Annotated in this window: 15 protein-coding genes; 9 read left to right on the top strand and 6 right to left on the bottom strand. The window is 32.6% G+C overall.

The genetic code is table 11. From position 1 onward, the window contains the following. Positions 1-2: 2 nt before the first annotated feature. Genes truA through P6N22_RS01810 form a run of 3 tightly spaced genes read left to right on the top strand, consistent with a single transcriptional unit; the run spans position 3 to position 1977 of the window. A complete protein-coding gene (gene truA, locus P6N22_RS01820; RefSeq protein ID WP_280329631.1) occupies positions 3-713 on the top strand; it encodes a tRNA pseudouridine(38-40) synthase TruA in 711 nt (236 codons plus the stop codon). Between the two features lie 12 nt (positions 714-725). Next, a complete protein-coding gene (locus P6N22_RS01815; RefSeq protein ID WP_280329629.1) occupies positions 726-1181 on the top strand; it encodes an iron-sulfur cluster assembly scaffold protein in 456 nt (151 codons plus the stop codon). Next, positions 1174-1977 carry a ferritin-like domain-containing protein gene (locus tag P6N22_RS01810; RefSeq protein ID WP_280329628.1) on the top strand — a complete coding sequence of 268 codons (804 nt, stop codon included), beginning with the start codon at positions 1174-1176 and terminating at the stop codon, positions 1975-1977. Before P6N22_RS01815 ends, P6N22_RS01810 begins: the two co-directional genes overlap by 8 nt. On the opposite strand, the gene P6N22_RS01805 is transcribed toward P6N22_RS01810, so the two are convergent. Both P6N22_RS01805 and P6N22_RS01800 read right to left on the bottom strand, forming a co-directional pair. Then, positions 1958-2713 carry an ElyC/SanA/YdcF family protein gene (locus P6N22_RS01805; RefSeq protein ID WP_280329626.1) on the bottom strand — a complete coding sequence of 252 codons (756 nt, stop codon included), beginning with the start codon at positions 2711-2713 and terminating at the stop codon, positions 1958-1960. The genes P6N22_RS01810 and P6N22_RS01805 overlap by 20 nt on opposite strands. Continuing rightward, positions 2710-3351 (bottom strand): alpha/beta hydrolase, encoded by a 642-nt coding sequence (locus P6N22_RS01800; protein WP_280329625.1) that lies wholly within the window; start codon positions 3349-3351, stop codon positions 2710-2712. The genes P6N22_RS01805 and P6N22_RS01800 overlap by 4 nt, the downstream gene beginning before the upstream one ends. A 175-nt stretch (positions 3352-3526) precedes the next feature. On the opposite strand from P6N22_RS01800, the gene P6N22_RS01795 reads away from it, so the two are divergent. Then, positions 3527-4258 (top strand): hypothetical protein, encoded by a 732-nt coding sequence (locus P6N22_RS01795; protein WP_280329623.1) that lies wholly within the window; start codon positions 3527-3529, stop codon positions 4256-4258. Here the strand turns inward: P6N22_RS01795 and P6N22_RS01790 are convergent. Then, on the bottom strand, positions 4255-5367 hold the full coding sequence (locus P6N22_RS01790; RefSeq protein ID WP_280329622.1) for an FAD-dependent oxidoreductase: 1113 nt from the start codon (positions 5365-5367) through the stop codon (positions 4255-4257). The genes P6N22_RS01795 and P6N22_RS01790 overlap by 4 nt on opposite strands. 3 nt (positions 5368-5370) lie before the next feature. Next, positions 5371-7392, bottom strand: a complete 2022-nt coding sequence (glyS, locus tag P6N22_RS01785) for a glycine--tRNA ligase subunit beta (protein WP_280329620.1) — start codon at positions 7390-7392, stop codon at positions 5371-5373. Positions 7393-7510: 118 nt separating this feature from the next. On the opposite strand from glyS, the gene P6N22_RS01780 reads away from it, so the two are divergent. The 5 genes from P6N22_RS01780 (at position 7511) to P6N22_RS01760 (ending at position 12173) form a co-directional block, all read left to right on the top strand. Next, positions 7511-9037, top strand: coding sequence for a response regulator (locus tag P6N22_RS01780; protein ID WP_280329618.1), 1527 nt, complete (start codon positions 7511-7513; stop codon positions 9035-9037). Then, on the top strand, positions 9027-9770 hold the full coding sequence (locus tag P6N22_RS01775) for an MBL fold metallo-hydrolase (RefSeq protein ID WP_280329615.1): 744 nt from the start codon (positions 9027-9029) through the stop codon (positions 9768-9770). The genes P6N22_RS01780 and P6N22_RS01775 overlap by 11 nt, the downstream gene beginning before the upstream one ends. 158 nt (positions 9771-9928) lie before the next feature. Beyond that, complete coding sequence (locus P6N22_RS01770; protein ID WP_280329613.1) at positions 9929-10981, top strand: HD domain-containing phosphohydrolase; 1053 nt, start codon at positions 9929-9931, stop codon at positions 10979-10981. A gap of 77 nt (positions 10982-11058) precedes the next feature. Continuing rightward, positions 11059-11688: a GW dipeptide domain-containing protein gene (locus P6N22_RS01765; RefSeq protein WP_280329611.1), complete on the top strand. Its 630-nt coding sequence runs from the start codon at positions 11059-11061 to the stop codon at positions 11686-11688. Positions 11689-11786: 98 nt separating this feature from the next. Continuing rightward, positions 11787-12173 (top strand): class II SORL domain-containing protein, encoded by a 387-nt coding sequence (locus P6N22_RS01760; RefSeq protein ID WP_280329609.1) that lies wholly within the window; start codon positions 11787-11789, stop codon positions 12171-12173. Positions 12174-12221: 48 nt separating this feature from the next. Here P6N22_RS01760 and P6N22_RS01755 read toward each other — a convergent pair whose 3' ends face one another. Together P6N22_RS01755 and P6N22_RS01750 are read right to left on the bottom strand one after the other, a co-directional pair. Beyond that, positions 12222-14600 carry a sensor domain-containing diguanylate cyclase gene (locus P6N22_RS01755; protein ID WP_280329607.1) on the bottom strand — a complete coding sequence of 793 codons (2379 nt, stop codon included), beginning with the start codon at positions 14598-14600 and terminating at the stop codon, positions 12222-12224. A gap of 1 nt (position 14601) precedes the next feature. Beyond that, complete coding sequence (locus P6N22_RS01750; RefSeq protein ID WP_280329605.1) at positions 14602-15567, bottom strand: substrate-binding domain-containing protein; 966 nt, start codon at positions 15565-15567, stop codon at positions 14602-14604. Positions 15568-15767 lie beyond the last annotated feature (200 nt).

The raw sequence follows: 15767 nt of genomic DNA, 5'->3' as shown, positions 1-15767 counted from the left end.
TTATGAGAGTAGCGTTTGTTCTGGCTTACAACGGTACGCACTTTTTAGGTTCTCAGGTCCAAAAAAGTTCACACAATACTGTTTTTGGTCAACTCGAGCATGTATTACGACGACTCGGTATTGAAGAAAAAACTGTTGCCAGCGGTAGGACAGATAAAGGTGTACATGCTTCATATCAAGTAGCTCATGTTGATTTGCCCGATTTCTGGACAGACTTAAATAAACTCAAACGTGTTTTAAATGAGATGCTTCCATCCAGCATAAAGGTCAAAAAAGTATTTCATGTTCAAAATAATTTTCATGCCCGATACTCCGCAAAATCACGCGTATACAGATATATTATTAAAACGGGACAATCAAACCCTTTTGAAGCAGATTTTGTAACTTTTCTTGAAGAACCTAATTTCAATATCTTACAGCAAAATATAAAACTCTTCATCGGTCAACATGACTTTGCAAACTTTATGAAAACAGGCAGTGATACAAAAAGCTCCGTACGCGAAATATATAAAGCATTTGCGTATAAACACAAAGAGTATATCGTCCTCTATTTTGAAGCAAACGGTTATTTACGTACACAAATACGTTTTATGGTTGGTGCTTTGCTTGATCTAAGCAGTCAGCAGATTCACGAAAAACTAAACTGTAAAATCAATCACAAGCTCAAACCTGCACCTGCCAATGGTCTCTATCTTGCTAAAGTGAAATATTAAAAAGGACTCTTCATGTTTGAAAATGTAAAAATTCCAGAAGGGATAAATCCAGAAACTCTTGAACATTTAATGAATCCTAAAAACTACGGTAAACTGGATGGTGCTGATGGTGTAGGAGTAGCACTAGATGAAAAAACAAAAGAATACGTTATTTTCTATACAAAGCTTGAAGACGAAACTATTACAGATGTTCGTTTTGCAACAAATGGGTGTCAAGACACCGTCGTTATAGGTTCGATGTATACAGAAATGATTAAAAATAATACTTTAGAATATGCGAATAAAGCAATTCAAAAAATGAATGAAAAACTAGGAAGTATGACACCGCAACAAAAAGTATGTGCAGATATTGTTTTTACTGCATTTATAGCTTCAATCAAAAACTATGAAAATATTCTCAACGGTGCAAAAGAAGAGTTGCATGTTCTAAAAATGAAAGAGAGTTGTGAGGTGGAAGAAAATGAATAAAACATATCAAAAGAAACACGAACTTTGGTTAGGTATTTTATTTAGCTCTTTTGCAATCAACGATGAAGAGATCAAAGCACGCTTATATGATTTCTCCCAAATTGCTTTTCGTCATATGAAATGGCTGGGAAGTGATATTTTAGAAAGTAACGATGACTATAACTACGATCGAGACTACCAACTCCAAAAACATCAAAATGTATCTGAAATCTTAGAAACTTTAAAAATACAAATCTTTACAACTCAACAATACTACCCTGCTTCTATTTTAGGTCAACGATTAAAAACTGATGATGCTTATTTATTAGAATATATTGATCAACTCCTGACAGATGAGAATAAAAAGCAAACCGTAACCGCTTTTAATATGCAAAGAGAGTGGGAAAATCTTGATCAATCAAGTATTGATGCCTTAACACTCTTTTTATTTGAAGAATCGTATAAGGAGTATGAATTAATTTTAGTCTATGCATATATGCAAGCAAGAACAAAAAATCATCTCCATTTTAACATATTTCAAGACCTTATTGATGAATCGCATTTTCATCTAAAATCTTTTGGAAATATGATGTCAAAGTTAGGGATACTATCGGTCCCTAGACAACTTCATGAAATGACATATATGGTTACAGATCTAAATAAATTTGTTATAGATGGCATAGCTGAAGAGGAAGCTGCAAAAGAGATGTGTAAACAACTCAGTGAAGCGATTAAAGATGAGAAGTTAAGTAAGTTTTTTGACTTTATAAATTTTCAAGAATCTTACCATATAGAGCTTATGAAAAAACTCCTCTGATTTTTGCATACAACATACCTATATATTCATGCATAGCAAGTGTAGATACAAATAAAGCTCCACTGTTTGGTGCACTTAACCAACTCATATTATTATCTTTATAAAATGCTGTCGGTGCTGCGATAGGATGCATCCCGTAAGATTGAAACAGCATCATCGCACGTGGCATATGTGAAGCCGAAGTTACTAAAACAAAAGGCTCATCACCTACAATTGTTTTTGTAAACTCTGCTTCTTCACGTGTGTCTTCAGGTTTAGGATTGATAATAGTACTATTTTGATCTGTTCCTAGAGCATAGGAAAGTTTTGCATTCATGACTGCATTTGCCACATCTGTATTTCCTGCATATCCGGTAAAAATAATTTTTGATCCCGGTATCTTATTGTGAATGATAATCCCTTCTAAAATTCTCTTCACTCCAGAACTAGCTATTTGAGAAGATAGTGGCTGTGTAGAATCAGTAGTATGCCCATTTCCAAGTACATGTATATATTTTATATTTTGAGAGTAATCATATTTTGGATATTGGTTTTCTAATTTCTTGACCAAAAAATTTGAAAAAGGAGGATAAGCAAACAATGCAAGTACTAAGACACTTCCAAGTAAAAACTGTTCTGCTTTATAGTGTTTTTTTTGATAAAGGTAATATAATCCTATCACAAACAGTGTAATAACGATACCTATAGGCTCAAAAAAGAAACTCACAAACTTCTTTATAAATAATCCAAAACTCATCTATTTAGTACTCCGTTTATTTTTGTAATAACATCTTCATCCCATAAAACTTCTTTATGCGTACGGTTTTCATACTCTTTATATAACACTAAGTTGTTTATGTTTTCAGACAACTTTCTGGCATTTTCTATATAAGTAGTCTCATCATCAGTACTTACAAAAAGATATGTCTGAACGTGAACAGTTTTTAAAAATTCAATAGTGGGAAATTTATAACGAATTAATGATTCAGCTATTCTGAAACCAAACTTTTTTTGTGCAATAGCAGGAATAGAGTCAAATGCTCCTATTAAGAACAAAGCTTTCACATCCATTTTTGAAGCAACATAACTTGCCAAACTTGAACCGATGGAAAATCCTAAAAGATAAAAGTCTCCGTAATTTCTATGTACAATTTTGGCAATTTGAAGTGCATCTTCAAACATTTTTTTCTCACATATTTTTCCTTTATTGAGTCCGTAAGAACGGTAATTAAAGGTAATAATTCTTGTTTTAGGATAAGCAGCTTGAAGTTTCTGAATGAGAGCTATACTGTCATGACTTCTTCCTGCAAAAAAAAGCATAGTTGCATTAAAGTCTTTTGGTTCATACACTACACCTTCTAACTTTACTTCATCATCAGTTACTATCTCTAGCATCTGACATTGATTACACAAACGTCTATCGACTATATATGTAGGGGAAAATATCATAAAATATTGCCATTGATAAAAAGCAAAAATGAGGATAAATAAGGTAAAGAGTATAAAGGCTATATAAATCATAATGTTATTTTAGTATAATTCACTAATAATTTAAACCTTGGAGTAAAGAATGCAAATATTTGGGAAATACAAAACAAATTTCGATATGGATTACCTTGTAGAGCATTATATATACTTCAATGAAGGTGATGAGCAAATTACGACTCAAGATTTAGAAAATATGCTCAAAAAAAAGAGAAAACATGTTGTAGGAACAATCTATTTACAAAATCCTGAAACATCTCCTAAAGGGATGAAAGTGTGCAAGTTTTTGCAAGAGGAAGGATTTGAACAATATGATGAATTTATAGAGCTTTCCGATAATGCAGTCAGCCATGTGATCAATGCAGGGATGAAAAAAGTTTATCCAGGTAAACTTGTAGAGATTAGATACCTTTTTAACTATAACCGCGAGGGATTACATGATGCGACTATCGATCTTTTTGAGAAAGATATAGACAAACTTAACTCTATGCAGCTGACACATTTTGATCGTGAACTTAATTACATCGATTTTTCAGATATACGCCTGACAGGCAAGTTTGTGTTTTTTGGTATGGGACATAAATATGAGCGTTTACACAAAATGGTTCCGTTCTATGCTATCTCTTTGGTAGAACACGTGAAAAAACTCGACAAACAAATTGTATTTATTTACGACAAAAACTACGATGAAGCAGAAGCCATGAAAATAGCTTACTTTATCTCTCCGTCTATGGGCGGTAAACTAAAAGATACTGTTACCAACGCTTTTAAAGAAGTATTTGCAGAAATTCCACCAAAAAACGTAAGACTTCCTTAGGTAGTCTTATTATTTTTTGCCCAGCGGTAAAAAAATCTTGCCGGGAGCAATTCTAAGGGGATCTCTTCATTTTGCACTATAGCTTTTGCCAAAGTTATTGCCAAATATGGTGCTAAAACATATCCATACCCTGCACTTCCATTAATCATATAAAGTTCATTGTGATATACCAATTTTGAAAAGTCGGGCTTTTTTTGTTCAATCTCTCTGCGTGTTAATTTTCCCAAACTGCTCTTTACATCAACTATCTGACCAACTAACGGCATATAGTCAACACTTCCACTGCGAAGTCCAACGTAATCTTTAAGTACTTGTACATCTTGAAGTTCTAAAGTTCTATTTGCTTTTTCTAAAAGCTCTAAGCGCCCTGCTTCATAGTTATACGGTTCATTTGAAGTTTGCGGATGATAATGAACGTTATGTGTAGCCCCGATTGCAAGTTTTTTATCTTTTACCGGAGAGATTGAAACAAACTGATGAATTGAAATATCATTCTTGGTAGAAGTACTGACATCTATTCTGTGACCCCATATCCCGCGTATATTTTTATAAGGCTGTTCATAAAAATTATGCTCGTATGCTCCCGTTGCCAATAGCACTTTTTTTGCCTTGTAATGCTTGTTTAAAAGCCAATATCCTTGTAGATACTCCAAGGTATCAATAGACTCTGTTTGATATTCTATATCTTCAAGTAAGGCATTACATATACTTTGAGCATCGACGATTGCACTTTTTGAAGTATAAATATATTCATCTTCAGGAATAAATGGAGGATTATCCAAAAGTTCAAGATTATCATTCTCTTTACAAAAACGCAGATGATCTGCATCTTTTTCATCTTTGGCAATATGGAGAAGATTATAATGCTGTACGTGCTTGGAAAAATGTGTAGTGTAAAAATCTAAGGCAATATCTAACGAAGAATTTAGAAGTTCTTTTAACTCCCCATTTTTGGCAAACTTTGGGGATAAAAATGCTCCTGCTGCACCGCTGCCGCCTGCAGCAATTCCTTCTTTGTCAAAAACTATAACGTTTTGACCAAGTAGTTTTAATTGATATGCGACTAGGCAGCCGTTTATTCCAGCCCCTACGATCGCAATATCATACATTTGTTAAATACTAACTTCTTTAATATCTGCTATTTTGAAAATAGCTTTGTAGATCGAACTTACAAGTGCTTTACGGTTATTTTTAACCGCTTCATCTTCAGCATTAACCATTACAGAATCGAAAAATTTATCTAACTCTGGTTTTAATCCTAAAAGAGCATCAAGTTCATACTCATAGGTTTCATACTCTTTTGATGTAACTTCATTAAAACGAGCTAATAAAGCTTTTTCACTTTCATCTTCAAAAAGAGCTTCATTGATTGTAAATTCTTGAGAAATATCCATATCTTTAGTGATATTTGCAACCCTTTTGAATGTTGAACTCACTTCAGAGAATCCGTCAGAGTTTACAAGATTATTCAGAGCATCGATTTTTTGACCAAGTGCTAAAAGTTCTCTTTCACCTGAAGCTAAAACTGCTTCAATGATTGAAGGGTTTACTTTGTAATAACGTTTAATACGCTCTAAAATGAATCCCTCTAGTTTTTCAACATCAATTTTATTTTCATAAAGAGCTGAAAGTTCTTTAACATCATTCACAATATCAAATTTGAAACCAAACTCATTTACAATTCTTGCAATACCGTTTACTGCACGGCGAAGTGCAAACGGGTCACGTGAACCTGTTGGTATTTGATCAATACTAAAAAGTGCCAAAAGAGTATCAAGTTTTAAACTAAGAGCTACAATTGCACTTAATGGTGTTGATGGTAGTTCACTCTCTTCACCGTCTGGAAGGTACTGCTCTTTAATTGCAACTGCTACTGCATCACTGTAACCCGCTTTTTGAGCATAGTAGTATCCCATTAAACCCTGAAGCTCTGTAAACTCATATACCATTTCACTCATAAGGTCGGCTTTTGCCAGTTCGACTGCAGTTGTAAGATCCTCTTTGGAAGCATCTATAGCAAATTTATCAAATAGGATTCCTGCTATTTTAGCTTCTCTTTGGATCTTGTCTGCAACACTTCCAAGACCTTTAAAGAATGTAATCTTTTCCAGTCCTGCAGTACTTAGACCATTTTTAAGATCATTTTCCCAGAAGAACATACCGTCAGCCAAACGTGGACGAAGTACTCTTTCGTTTCCTGCAATAACTTCTGAAAAGTCATTTGTATATGCATTAGCAACGACAACAAACTTATTTGTCAGTTGTCCATCTTTAAATACTGGAAAGTATCTTTGGTGTTCTTTCATAGAAGTGATGATTACTTCAGGTGGTAGTGCTAAGAACTCTTCATCAAATGACCCGAGTAGTGCTGTCGGATTTTCATTGATTGCAACAACCTCTTGAAATAACTCTTCATCAATTTCAACTTTTATAGAGTTTTGAGATTCAAGCGCTTCAATATCTTTTAAAATCTTTTGTGCACGCTCTTCAGGGAAAAGTAATACACCGTTTTCAGAAAGCTTGTTAAAATATTCTTTAGCACCGTCAATACTTACGGCATCAAAATTTGCAATACGATGAACAAAAGTAGTTTTTGAAGATTTCACTCCGTAGAGTTCCATATCTACAAGTTCATCACCTAAAAGTACGTTTACCCAACGGATAGGACGGATAAAACTTTCATCTAAAGAACCCCATCTCATTGATTTACCGAAATCCAGTGATTTGATCCATGCCTCAATGATCTCAGGAAGTAATTCAGCAGATGCTTTTCCAGCTACATCTTTTTTATAGTAAAGCACTTCTTTACCTTCTTTGTCAGCTGTTGTAATTTCATCTAATGAAACACCACATTTTTTTGCAAAACCGTGTGCTGCAGGAGTAGCTTCTCCATCTTTATAAGCTACTGCTAGAGGAGCACCGAAAAACTCTTCAACAGAATCATCTTGTGCAACTTTAAATTCTCTATGCCAAATTACTAAACGGCGAGGTGTATAGTAAAACTCAAATTCACATAAAAGATTCTGTTTTTCTAAAATATCAGCGTATTTTTTTTCTATATTTTTTAGTTCTTTTAACAGTGGAACAGCCGGTAACTCTTCAACACCTATCTCTATCAGTAAAGTTTTTAACATAATCCATACTCTTTTATAAAATTATCGCGATTGTACCCATTTGTTGGTTAAACTCTTGTTAAGTGGATAAGTATATTTTATTGAATGTTTTGAACTTTTTTTTGTTATTATTAGTCTCATGAGTTTAAATATTAACAAAGAGACTTTATTAGAACTTCAAAAACTAGCTAAAAATACAACTATTTTATATGTAGAAGACAATCAAGGGATACGTGAAAAAGTCACACTGTTATTAAAAAAGTTTTTTGATAATGTCATCACGGCACAAGATGGAGAAGAAGGATTGAATTTTTTTCAAAAAAATCATCCTCCTATAGTAATCACAGATATAAAGATGCCTAATATGGATGGTTTAAAAATGACGCGTAGAATTCATCAGCTATCCCCTAACACGAAAGTTATCATAACGTCTGCTTTTGATAATACCGAAAATTTACACGAAGCTATAGATATTGGCGTATATCGTTTTTTAGCAAAACCTCTTTCTGTTGATAAGTTAACACAAGCACTCAACGATGCATTACATGAGATCAAGCTTAAAAAAGAACAAAGTCTTTTTGACCATTACATACAAAACATTTTTAACTTTCAACATAACCTACTTGTTCTGTATCGACACGAAAAACCTGTTATTGTAAATGATACATTTCTAAAATATTTTCAGATTGATGATTTGGAAAGCTTTAAAATTAAATTTGGTGAGCTTGGAAATCATTTTCTTGAGCACAAAAGCTTTTTATACAATACCGAGGAGCGTCATTGGTACCAAGAAGCAATTAAAAATTTAAATACACTCTATCATGTCAAAATGATTGATCCAAATGACAAGTTTCATCACTTCATCTTTAGAATGACAAAAATTGATACTAGTGATGATTACTATCTTGCTTCTTTTGATGATATTACTGATTTGGACTTATTAAGACTTTTTGATGAAGAGCAGGCAAATCTTGATGAGATGAAAGAAAACAAAAAAACCTTTATTCATCTTCTACAATCTGTTCAAAGAAATAATGATGAATTAAAGTTATTAAATCTTTATAAAGGTCTTACAGTAACAAACAGAGGAGTTATTGTAAATGCTGATGAAGATAAAGTTTCAATCCAGACCAGTTATCTTCAACAAAGATGTGCACATTATGAAGGTAAGATAATACTTTCAAACTCTTTATTTCCGGCAGACATCCTTTGCCAAACAATTAAATATGTTGACTATGAAAATCAAAGTATTGTTATAGATGATATGCAATTTTTACAACATTCTCCTACACAACGCAAATCAGTTCGTCTAGTTCCGGAAGATGACCATAGAGTTTCACTCTTTTATGAAGAGCATAAATTTGGAGATCATGTTAAAATACTTGATATTTCTGCCAATGCCGTAAGACTTTCATTACTTTCTCTTCCAGCAGGTTTTCAAGCTGAAGAAAAAGTTCATGTAGACATGGTTTTTACAGTAGGACGCCAACCTCTCATTATTAACTGTGAAGGAGAAGTTATGTATATTATAGAAAAAAAGCATGAATTTCATGTCGTTGTAACACTCAAACCAAATCAAACAGCACAAAAAGATTTAATTGGCTACCTTTCAAAACGCCAAATGACATTAATTAGAGAATTTAAAGGATTACAATATGGAAAATGAAACAATACTTTACGATGACGGTGTGCACAAGTGCATTATGTTCAGTTTTGATGATGAGGAACAAGCAGAAAGTTATCTTGCCGTAAATCAGTTTTTAATTATCCAAAATAACAGTGGTATTTTAATCGATCCGGGAAGTCAATCAGCTTTTGATGAGATGTATGATGCAGTAGAACGCCATTTAGGTGTCGATAAATTAAAATATGTTTTTTATTCTCATCAAGATCCGGATGTTGCAGGTTCGATTGCAGAATGGAGCGTGTCATCTCCAGCAAAAATCATTATTTCAGGACTCTGGAGCAGATTTATGAGTCATTACGGACTTATGGATTTAGACCGTATTATGGCTTTACCTGATCAGGGTGCGAAAATTAATTTTGGTGAAAACTACATTCAATTCATACCTGCCCATTTTCTCCACTCACCTGGAAACTTTACTGTCTATGACAGTAGATCAAAAATTGTATTTAGTGGAGACATTGGTGCTGCCGTTATGCCGACACATAATATTTATAAAGAGATTACAGATTTTGAAAGTCACCTTACATTGCTTGAAGCATTTCATAAGCGTTATATGGCAGGAAACAACTTTACAAAAAAATGGGTTCACAATGTACGTAAATATGAAGTAGATATGATAGCTCCTCAACACGGTGCAATTTTTAAAGGGGAAGATGTCAAAAAATTTCTTGATTGGTTTGAAACCCTACAGTGTGGCGGCGATATTATGTAGTTTATGGTACAGTTTTTCTGTACCATTTCACAACACTTCAAAAGCCTGTAACATATCTAGTAAGAATGATTAACTTTATTCACAAAAACTTCCTTCTAAACATCTTTGTATAATATGATACAATGTAAAAAACTAATTATAAGAGATATCATCTATCCATGAATAGTAATAAAAAAAAGATTTTAATTGTTGATGATGAAACTACTAACCTGCACTACTTAGGTGTCATACTTACCAGTGACTATGAGGTTTCTCTTATTAAAAACAGTTCTGAAGCAGTTGAAGCGGCAAAAAGCATTGAACCTGATTTAATATTACTTGACCTTCATATGCCTTCTCCAGACGGATTTGAAGTTTCCAAATCCCTAAAAACGCAACTAGAAATAGATATTCCTATTATTTTTATGTCTGCATCCCATGAAAAAGAACTTGTTGAAAAAGCTTTAACTTTAGGTGCTTATGATTATCTTGCCAAGCCATTTTCTCCAAGTATAGTTCATGCAAAAGTGAAAAAAACTCTTCAAAAAACTGCACATTTAGCCTTAAAAAATGTGTATAAAAAAGGTATCAGATTAATGGATCCCTTTTTTGAAGAAGGGATCTCCGGTCTAAAAAAAGAATTACTATTTCGTTGGATAGAAGAGCTTGTTTCCAGCATAGAAAATTCTCAGGTTTCTTTAGGAAAACTTGTAAGCTTTTTCCAGGATGAATATACTGAAGCAGCCCATAATGTAAATGTAAGTTTCTTAGCAACCACATTAGGAAAAAATTTAAGAATGCAACATTCTCAATTACGCGAAATTGCTACTGCAGCTATTTTATTTGATATCGGAAAATCGGCTATTGAACAGGAGATATTAAACAAAACATCTCTTTTAGATCAAAAAGAAGTGGATATCATGCAGTCTCATCCACTAAAAAGTGTTCAGCTAGCAAAAGAATTAGGTGTTACAAAGCCTGAAATTTTAAATGCTATTGAATTGCATCATGAAAAATTAGACGGTACAGGATATCCTAACAATCTTGTTGGTCCACAAATTCCTCTCTATGCGCAAATACTTTCAGTTTGTGACATTTTTGACGCATTAACTACAGAAAGAACCTTTAGAAAAAAATACTCAAGTTTTGATGGATTGATGATGATGAAAAAAGAGATGTCATCACAAATAAATGAAAAACTAGTAAACTCTTTAATAACATTATTACGATAATTCAAAACACCCTTGTAAATATTATTTTCCTGTTATTTAATCTTATGTACAATCATGTAAAAACAAAAAGGTTATGAATGAAAAAGTTGGCTCTTTCTTTACTTCTTGGAATATCACTTTATGCGGCGAGTACCCATACTGCTACAGTTTTAGAGAGCATGAACAGCGGTGGATATACATATATGAAAGTTAATGACGGTAAAAACAGTTACTGGATAGCAATGACACAAAGAGATGTAAAAAAAGGTTCAAATATATCTTTTACTGAACAAGGCTGGATGAAAAATTTTCATTCTAAAACACTCAACCGTACATTTGACAATATCCTCTTTGCAGGAGATACTGTAACACAGCAAGAACAAGAACAAGTGAAATACAAACCAAATATTATGACTTCAAAGTTTCAAACAAAAAATACCCTTACTATTGCCGAAGTTTTTAAGAATAGAGAAAAATATGTAGGAAAAACTATTACAGTTCATGCAGAAGTCACAAAAGTTTCATCAGGTATTATGGGAAAAAACTGGGTACACATTGAAGACGGTAGCAGATTTATGAATATGGATGATCTTGTCTTTACAACTGTAAAAGAGACACCTAAAGCCGGTGACATTGTATTTGCAAGCGGTACATTGGCAAAAGACAAAGATTTTGGATATGGTTATTTTTACCCTGTAATCATTGAACAGTCAAACTTTAAAAAATAAAATTTTTCTTAAAATAAGACAAATTTACTCTGATTTATTTTTTCCTAAAAGTTTCATGGTTACAATACTATATATTAAACTAAACAAAAGGACACATAATGCCAACTATTAACAAGTATGTTGATATCGACACAGTAGAAAGAGAAGCTAAAAAAGATTTAATCGATCGTCACTCTCCATTCATCACAGTTCAAGGTGAAGCTAAAAAAGGTGAAATGCTATCAGTAAACGTAAAAATGGGACAAGAGTATACTCACCCGGATGATTTCGATCATTACATTGAAAGCATCACTCTTTTCAATGGTGAAACTAAACTTGCTATGGCTACATTCGTACCAGGTACATTAGGTAACGAAAAATCTCATGCTGAAGTAACATTCAACATCCGTCCAATGGGTAAAAAACTTAACCTAGTAGCTCACGGTTACTGTACTAAACACGGTATCTGGGAATCAACTCCAGTTGAAGTAGCTGTAGCTGAATAATTTCCTTTTTATTTCTCCTCGTTAGAGGAGAAGTAAATACCTTTCTTCTTAACAAACAACTTTGTTTCTTCCCTCTTCTTTTGCCTGATAGAGTTTTACATCAGCTTCTTTAATCGTTTTTAATATATCTTGGGACTGTTCATGCAATGCACATCCAAAACTACATGTTATATTATCTACATAATCAAATTTATAACTTTCAATCATTGAACGTAGATACTCCGCAATTTTTCCTAGTGTAGTCTTATCTTGTGTAGCACATACAATAATAAACTCTTCACCGCCCCATCGAATTATTTTATCAGGATTTCTGGTATATCTTTGAACTATTTGTATCAAAGTTTTTAGTACATAATCCCCAACATCATGTCCATAGGTATCGTTTACATCTTTAAACTTGTCAATATCAAACATAATAATGCCTGTGTACATATTTTCATTTTTATGTCGTTTTAAAATATATTCAATATTATTATTAAAATATGCTCTGTTATATGCATTGGTTAAAGTATCTATTGACGCTTGTTGAGCAAGTTCCAAGTTTTCCGTCATAGTATCTGTAATATCCGTAAAACCAACGATATACTCATCTTTTTCAAACTTGTTAATTGAAACGTTAAAGGCATGTAAAATCCCTTCATTATTACGCATTGCTACAATTCTTTGTCTACCCGAAAGGTTAAGTAAACTCTCTATCCAGTTTTTCTCTCCTTCATGAATTTTTCCTAAATCAAAAAACTTTTCCTGTTCTATAAACTTTTCACTGATACAACGGTGTTTTTGTAAGTAGTTTTCAAGATATTTGTATCCGAAAAACTCTAAAAATCTTCTATTTACAAATCTCAGTTTGACTGCATCAGTTACAATAACTATAGAACTTTGAGAATCAATTACTTTTTGTAATTTATTTCTTATTTCCAACTGATGTTCTTTCTCTTTTGTTACGTCTCTTACTGAAGCATATAAGTATTTTTGCCCGTCTATTATGATACCTTTTGCATTAACATTTGCTATAAAAGTTGAACCGTCTTTACGTCTATGTACAGTTTCAAAAGAGTTTGGTCTTACCATTAACTCATGGATTGTAGGAAGGATTTTTTCTTTTGGAATCGAAACATCCCAATCTTTGACATTTAAATTTTTTGCTTCCTCTTTTGTATATCCCAACATCTTTAGAAATGAATTGCTATACTCATAAAGTTTGCCATTTGTATCAAGAAGATGTATCCCGTCACTCGATAATTCCAGTAAATTTTTATATCTTTGTTGTTCTGCTTTGAGTGTTTCAATAAACATATGTCGCTGTGTCATATCTGTATGAAATCCCAACATTCTGTATGCTTCACCATTACTATCGAATAAAGCTTTTCCTCGGTCTAAAATCCATACCCAGTGTCCATCTTTATGCTGTACTCTGTGTTCATTTTCATATAGCTCAGTTTCACCGTTTAAATGTGCTTGTACATCTTTAATAACTTTTTCTAAATCTTCAGAATGAACTCTTTTTTTCCATTCATCAACATGATTGCCGATCTCATCTCCATGATACCCCAACATACTTTTCCAACGTTCTGAAAAAAACACTTCATTAGTTTTTAGATTCCAGTCCCATATCCCATCATTTGTAGCTTCAATTGCCAACTGAAATCTATCTCGTTCATCTTGCAGCAACTTATAATTTTCTTGAAGTTCAAGGCGTGATCCCTTGATAGTTCCAATCATATTATTGATCGTATCTATTATATAACGAATCTCTATAGAACCTTGACTTTCAATCTCTTGAAGCGGTAAACCGTAATCATCACGAGTATTGATCACATTTATAATATTCGTTAAACGATTGACAATAAAATAATGGATTGAAAATAACAAAGTTACAATCATGATACTCGAAATTAAAAGGGCTAAACGAATATTGTCAAAAATAATCTCTTCTATCTCTGCCTTGAGTGCATCATCAGATATATAAAATGTTATTTTTCCTATCTCCTGCCCTTGTTTATTTGAGATCACCAAACTCTCTTTATAATAAGAAGATGCCAATAGTTTCATTTGCTTTATATTTTGAAAATTCAACTCTTTTATTCTATTTTGTTCTTTGATATACCCTACTTTGTAATCACTTTCACCCAAAATTTTTTGCATCTTGTAGTCATGAACTACTATTGCCAAGATATCTTGTTTTTGAATAAGTTCGGCAATAATTGTTTGATATTCATTAGGGGAATACGCTTCCATAAATGCTGCAATACTTCCAGAAATAGAATCTAAATTTCTTGTAATCTCTGTTTTTATTTGATGATCAAGCTCTTTTTTGGTTTGTACATACACATAAAAAGAGTGAATACCAAAGAGAATTGAAACGGTTACGAAAATAATAAGACTGAGTTGAACTTGTAATGAATTTAAACGAAGTTTATTGTTCATCTTATTTTATTCCTAACACGTTTCTTTTTATAACAGGAAGTTCATGTGTTATATTTTCTTTAGATATAGCTAAAATTGGTAATTCAATATTTTTGCCGATAATTTCTCCTTTAAAATGTCTGTCTAACAGATCAACTGCTTTTTCTCCCATTAAAAAAGGCTGCTGCATTGCAGCTCCAAGTAATATACCTTTGGGGATAAGTTCCAAGAAAACAGGTTCTGCATCAAATGTAACTAATAAAACTTCACCACTCTTTTTTGCATCTTCGATCGCATCTAATGCACCTTGATATTTATCTGACCCTTGTAGCCAAATCGCTTTTAGCTTCGGATCACTTTGAATCATTTGCTTAGTATAATCATATGTTTCTTGATACGAAAAATCAACTTGTTGTTTTAAATCTGAACTTTGAATATTATTTTCATAAAGGGCTCTTAAAAACCCTGAAGTTCTTGCTTTTCCATTAGAACGTTTTTGCGGAATTGCAATGATGCCCACTGTACCGTCTTCGAAATGTAATTGTTTCATACGTTTTACTAAAACTTTACCGATATCATATGCACCTTGATAATTATTTGATGATATATAAGAAAGATATTCCCCTTTATTTGTACCTATATCAGAGATTATGACAGGGATATGAGCACGTTTTGCCAGTTTTAAGATTGTAACACACGATGAAGAATTTATGGGGGAGACTATTATCCCGTCAATTTTACTTTTAATTGCGGCAACTGTATTTTTCAACTCTTTTTTTAAGCTATTTGTTGCATTGTAAACCTCAACTTCATAACCTTTATTATTCGCTTCATTGACAATTCCTTTTGCCATGATTGTCCAATAAGGTATGCTTGTATCAGAAACCAAATAAGCTATTTTTTTCTTTTTAGATATTTCATTACCATTTAAACCAGTAGCTATTAATAAGCACATGAGTACAAAACCAAAAGACTTAAAAATCCCCATTTATCCCCTTTTGAAGTATGAATCTATTCAATTATCCTGAGTCTTTCTTTAAAACTCTATTAAACTACACTCTTCTAATTTGATATATTTTTAGGAAAACATCAGCCAAATTTCACTTTCTATAATAATTTCTTATTTTATAAAGTTTAGTATTTTCATTATAAAATTTGTGATACACATTCTAAATTTTCAACATTGTT

The sequence above is a fragment of the Sulfurimonas sp. C5 genome (assembly GCF_029872055.1).
Taxonomy (GTDB): Bacteria; Campylobacterota; Campylobacteria; order Campylobacterales; family Sulfurimonadaceae; genus Sulfurimonas.
This window is presented reverse-complemented; position numbering and strand designations above follow the sequence as displayed.

Excerpts from the sequence above, each read along its gene's own strand:
- truA (WP_280329631.1), top strand. The coding sequence starts at position 3 with ATGAGAGTAGCGTTTGTTCTGGCTTACAACGGTACGCACTTTTTAGGT.
- P6N22_RS01815 (WP_280329629.1), top strand. The coding sequence starts at position 726 with ATGTTTGAAAATGTAAAAATTCCAGAAGGGATAAATCCAGAAACTCTT.
- P6N22_RS01790 (WP_280329622.1), bottom strand. The coding sequence starts at position 5,367 with ATGTATGATATTGCGATCGTAGGGGCTGGAATAAACGGCTGCCTAGTC.
- P6N22_RS01750 (WP_280329605.1), bottom strand. The coding sequence starts at position 15,567 with ATGGGGATTTTTAAGTCTTTTGGTTTTGTACTCATGTGCTTATTAATA.
- P6N22_RS01760 (WP_280329609.1), top strand. The coding sequence starts at position 11,787 with ATGCCAACTATTAACAAGTATGTTGATATCGACACAGTAGAAAGAGAA.
- P6N22_RS01800 (WP_280329625.1), bottom strand. The coding sequence starts at position 3,351 with ATGCTAGAGATAGTAACTGATGATGAAGTAAAGTTAGAAGGTGTAGTG.
- P6N22_RS01765 (WP_280329611.1), top strand. The coding sequence starts at position 11,059 with ATGAAAAAGTTGGCTCTTTCTTTACTTCTTGGAATATCACTTTATGCG.
- P6N22_RS01755 (WP_280329607.1), bottom strand. The coding sequence starts at position 14,600 with ATGAACAATAAACTTCGTTTAAATTCATTACAAGTTCAACTCAGTCTT.
- P6N22_RS01780 (WP_280329618.1), top strand. The coding sequence starts at position 7,511 with ATGAGTTTAAATATTAACAAAGAGACTTTATTAGAACTTCAAAAACTA.
- P6N22_RS01775 (WP_280329615.1), top strand. The coding sequence starts at position 9,027 with ATGGAAAATGAAACAATACTTTACGATGACGGTGTGCACAAGTGCATT.
- P6N22_RS01770 (WP_280329613.1), top strand. The coding sequence starts at position 9,929 with ATGAATAGTAATAAAAAAAAGATTTTAATTGTTGATGATGAAACTACT.
- P6N22_RS01810 (WP_280329628.1), top strand. The coding sequence starts at position 1,174 with ATGAATAAAACATATCAAAAGAAACACGAACTTTGGTTAGGTATTTTA.
- P6N22_RS01805 (WP_280329626.1), bottom strand. The coding sequence starts at position 2,713 with ATGAGTTTTGGATTATTTATAAAGAAGTTTGTGAGTTTCTTTTTTGAG.
- P6N22_RS01795 (WP_280329623.1), top strand. The coding sequence starts at position 3,527 with ATGCAAATATTTGGGAAATACAAAACAAATTTCGATATGGATTACCTT.
- glyS (WP_280329620.1), bottom strand. The coding sequence starts at position 7,392 with ATGTTAAAAACTTTACTGATAGAGATAGGTGTTGAAGAGTTACCGGCT.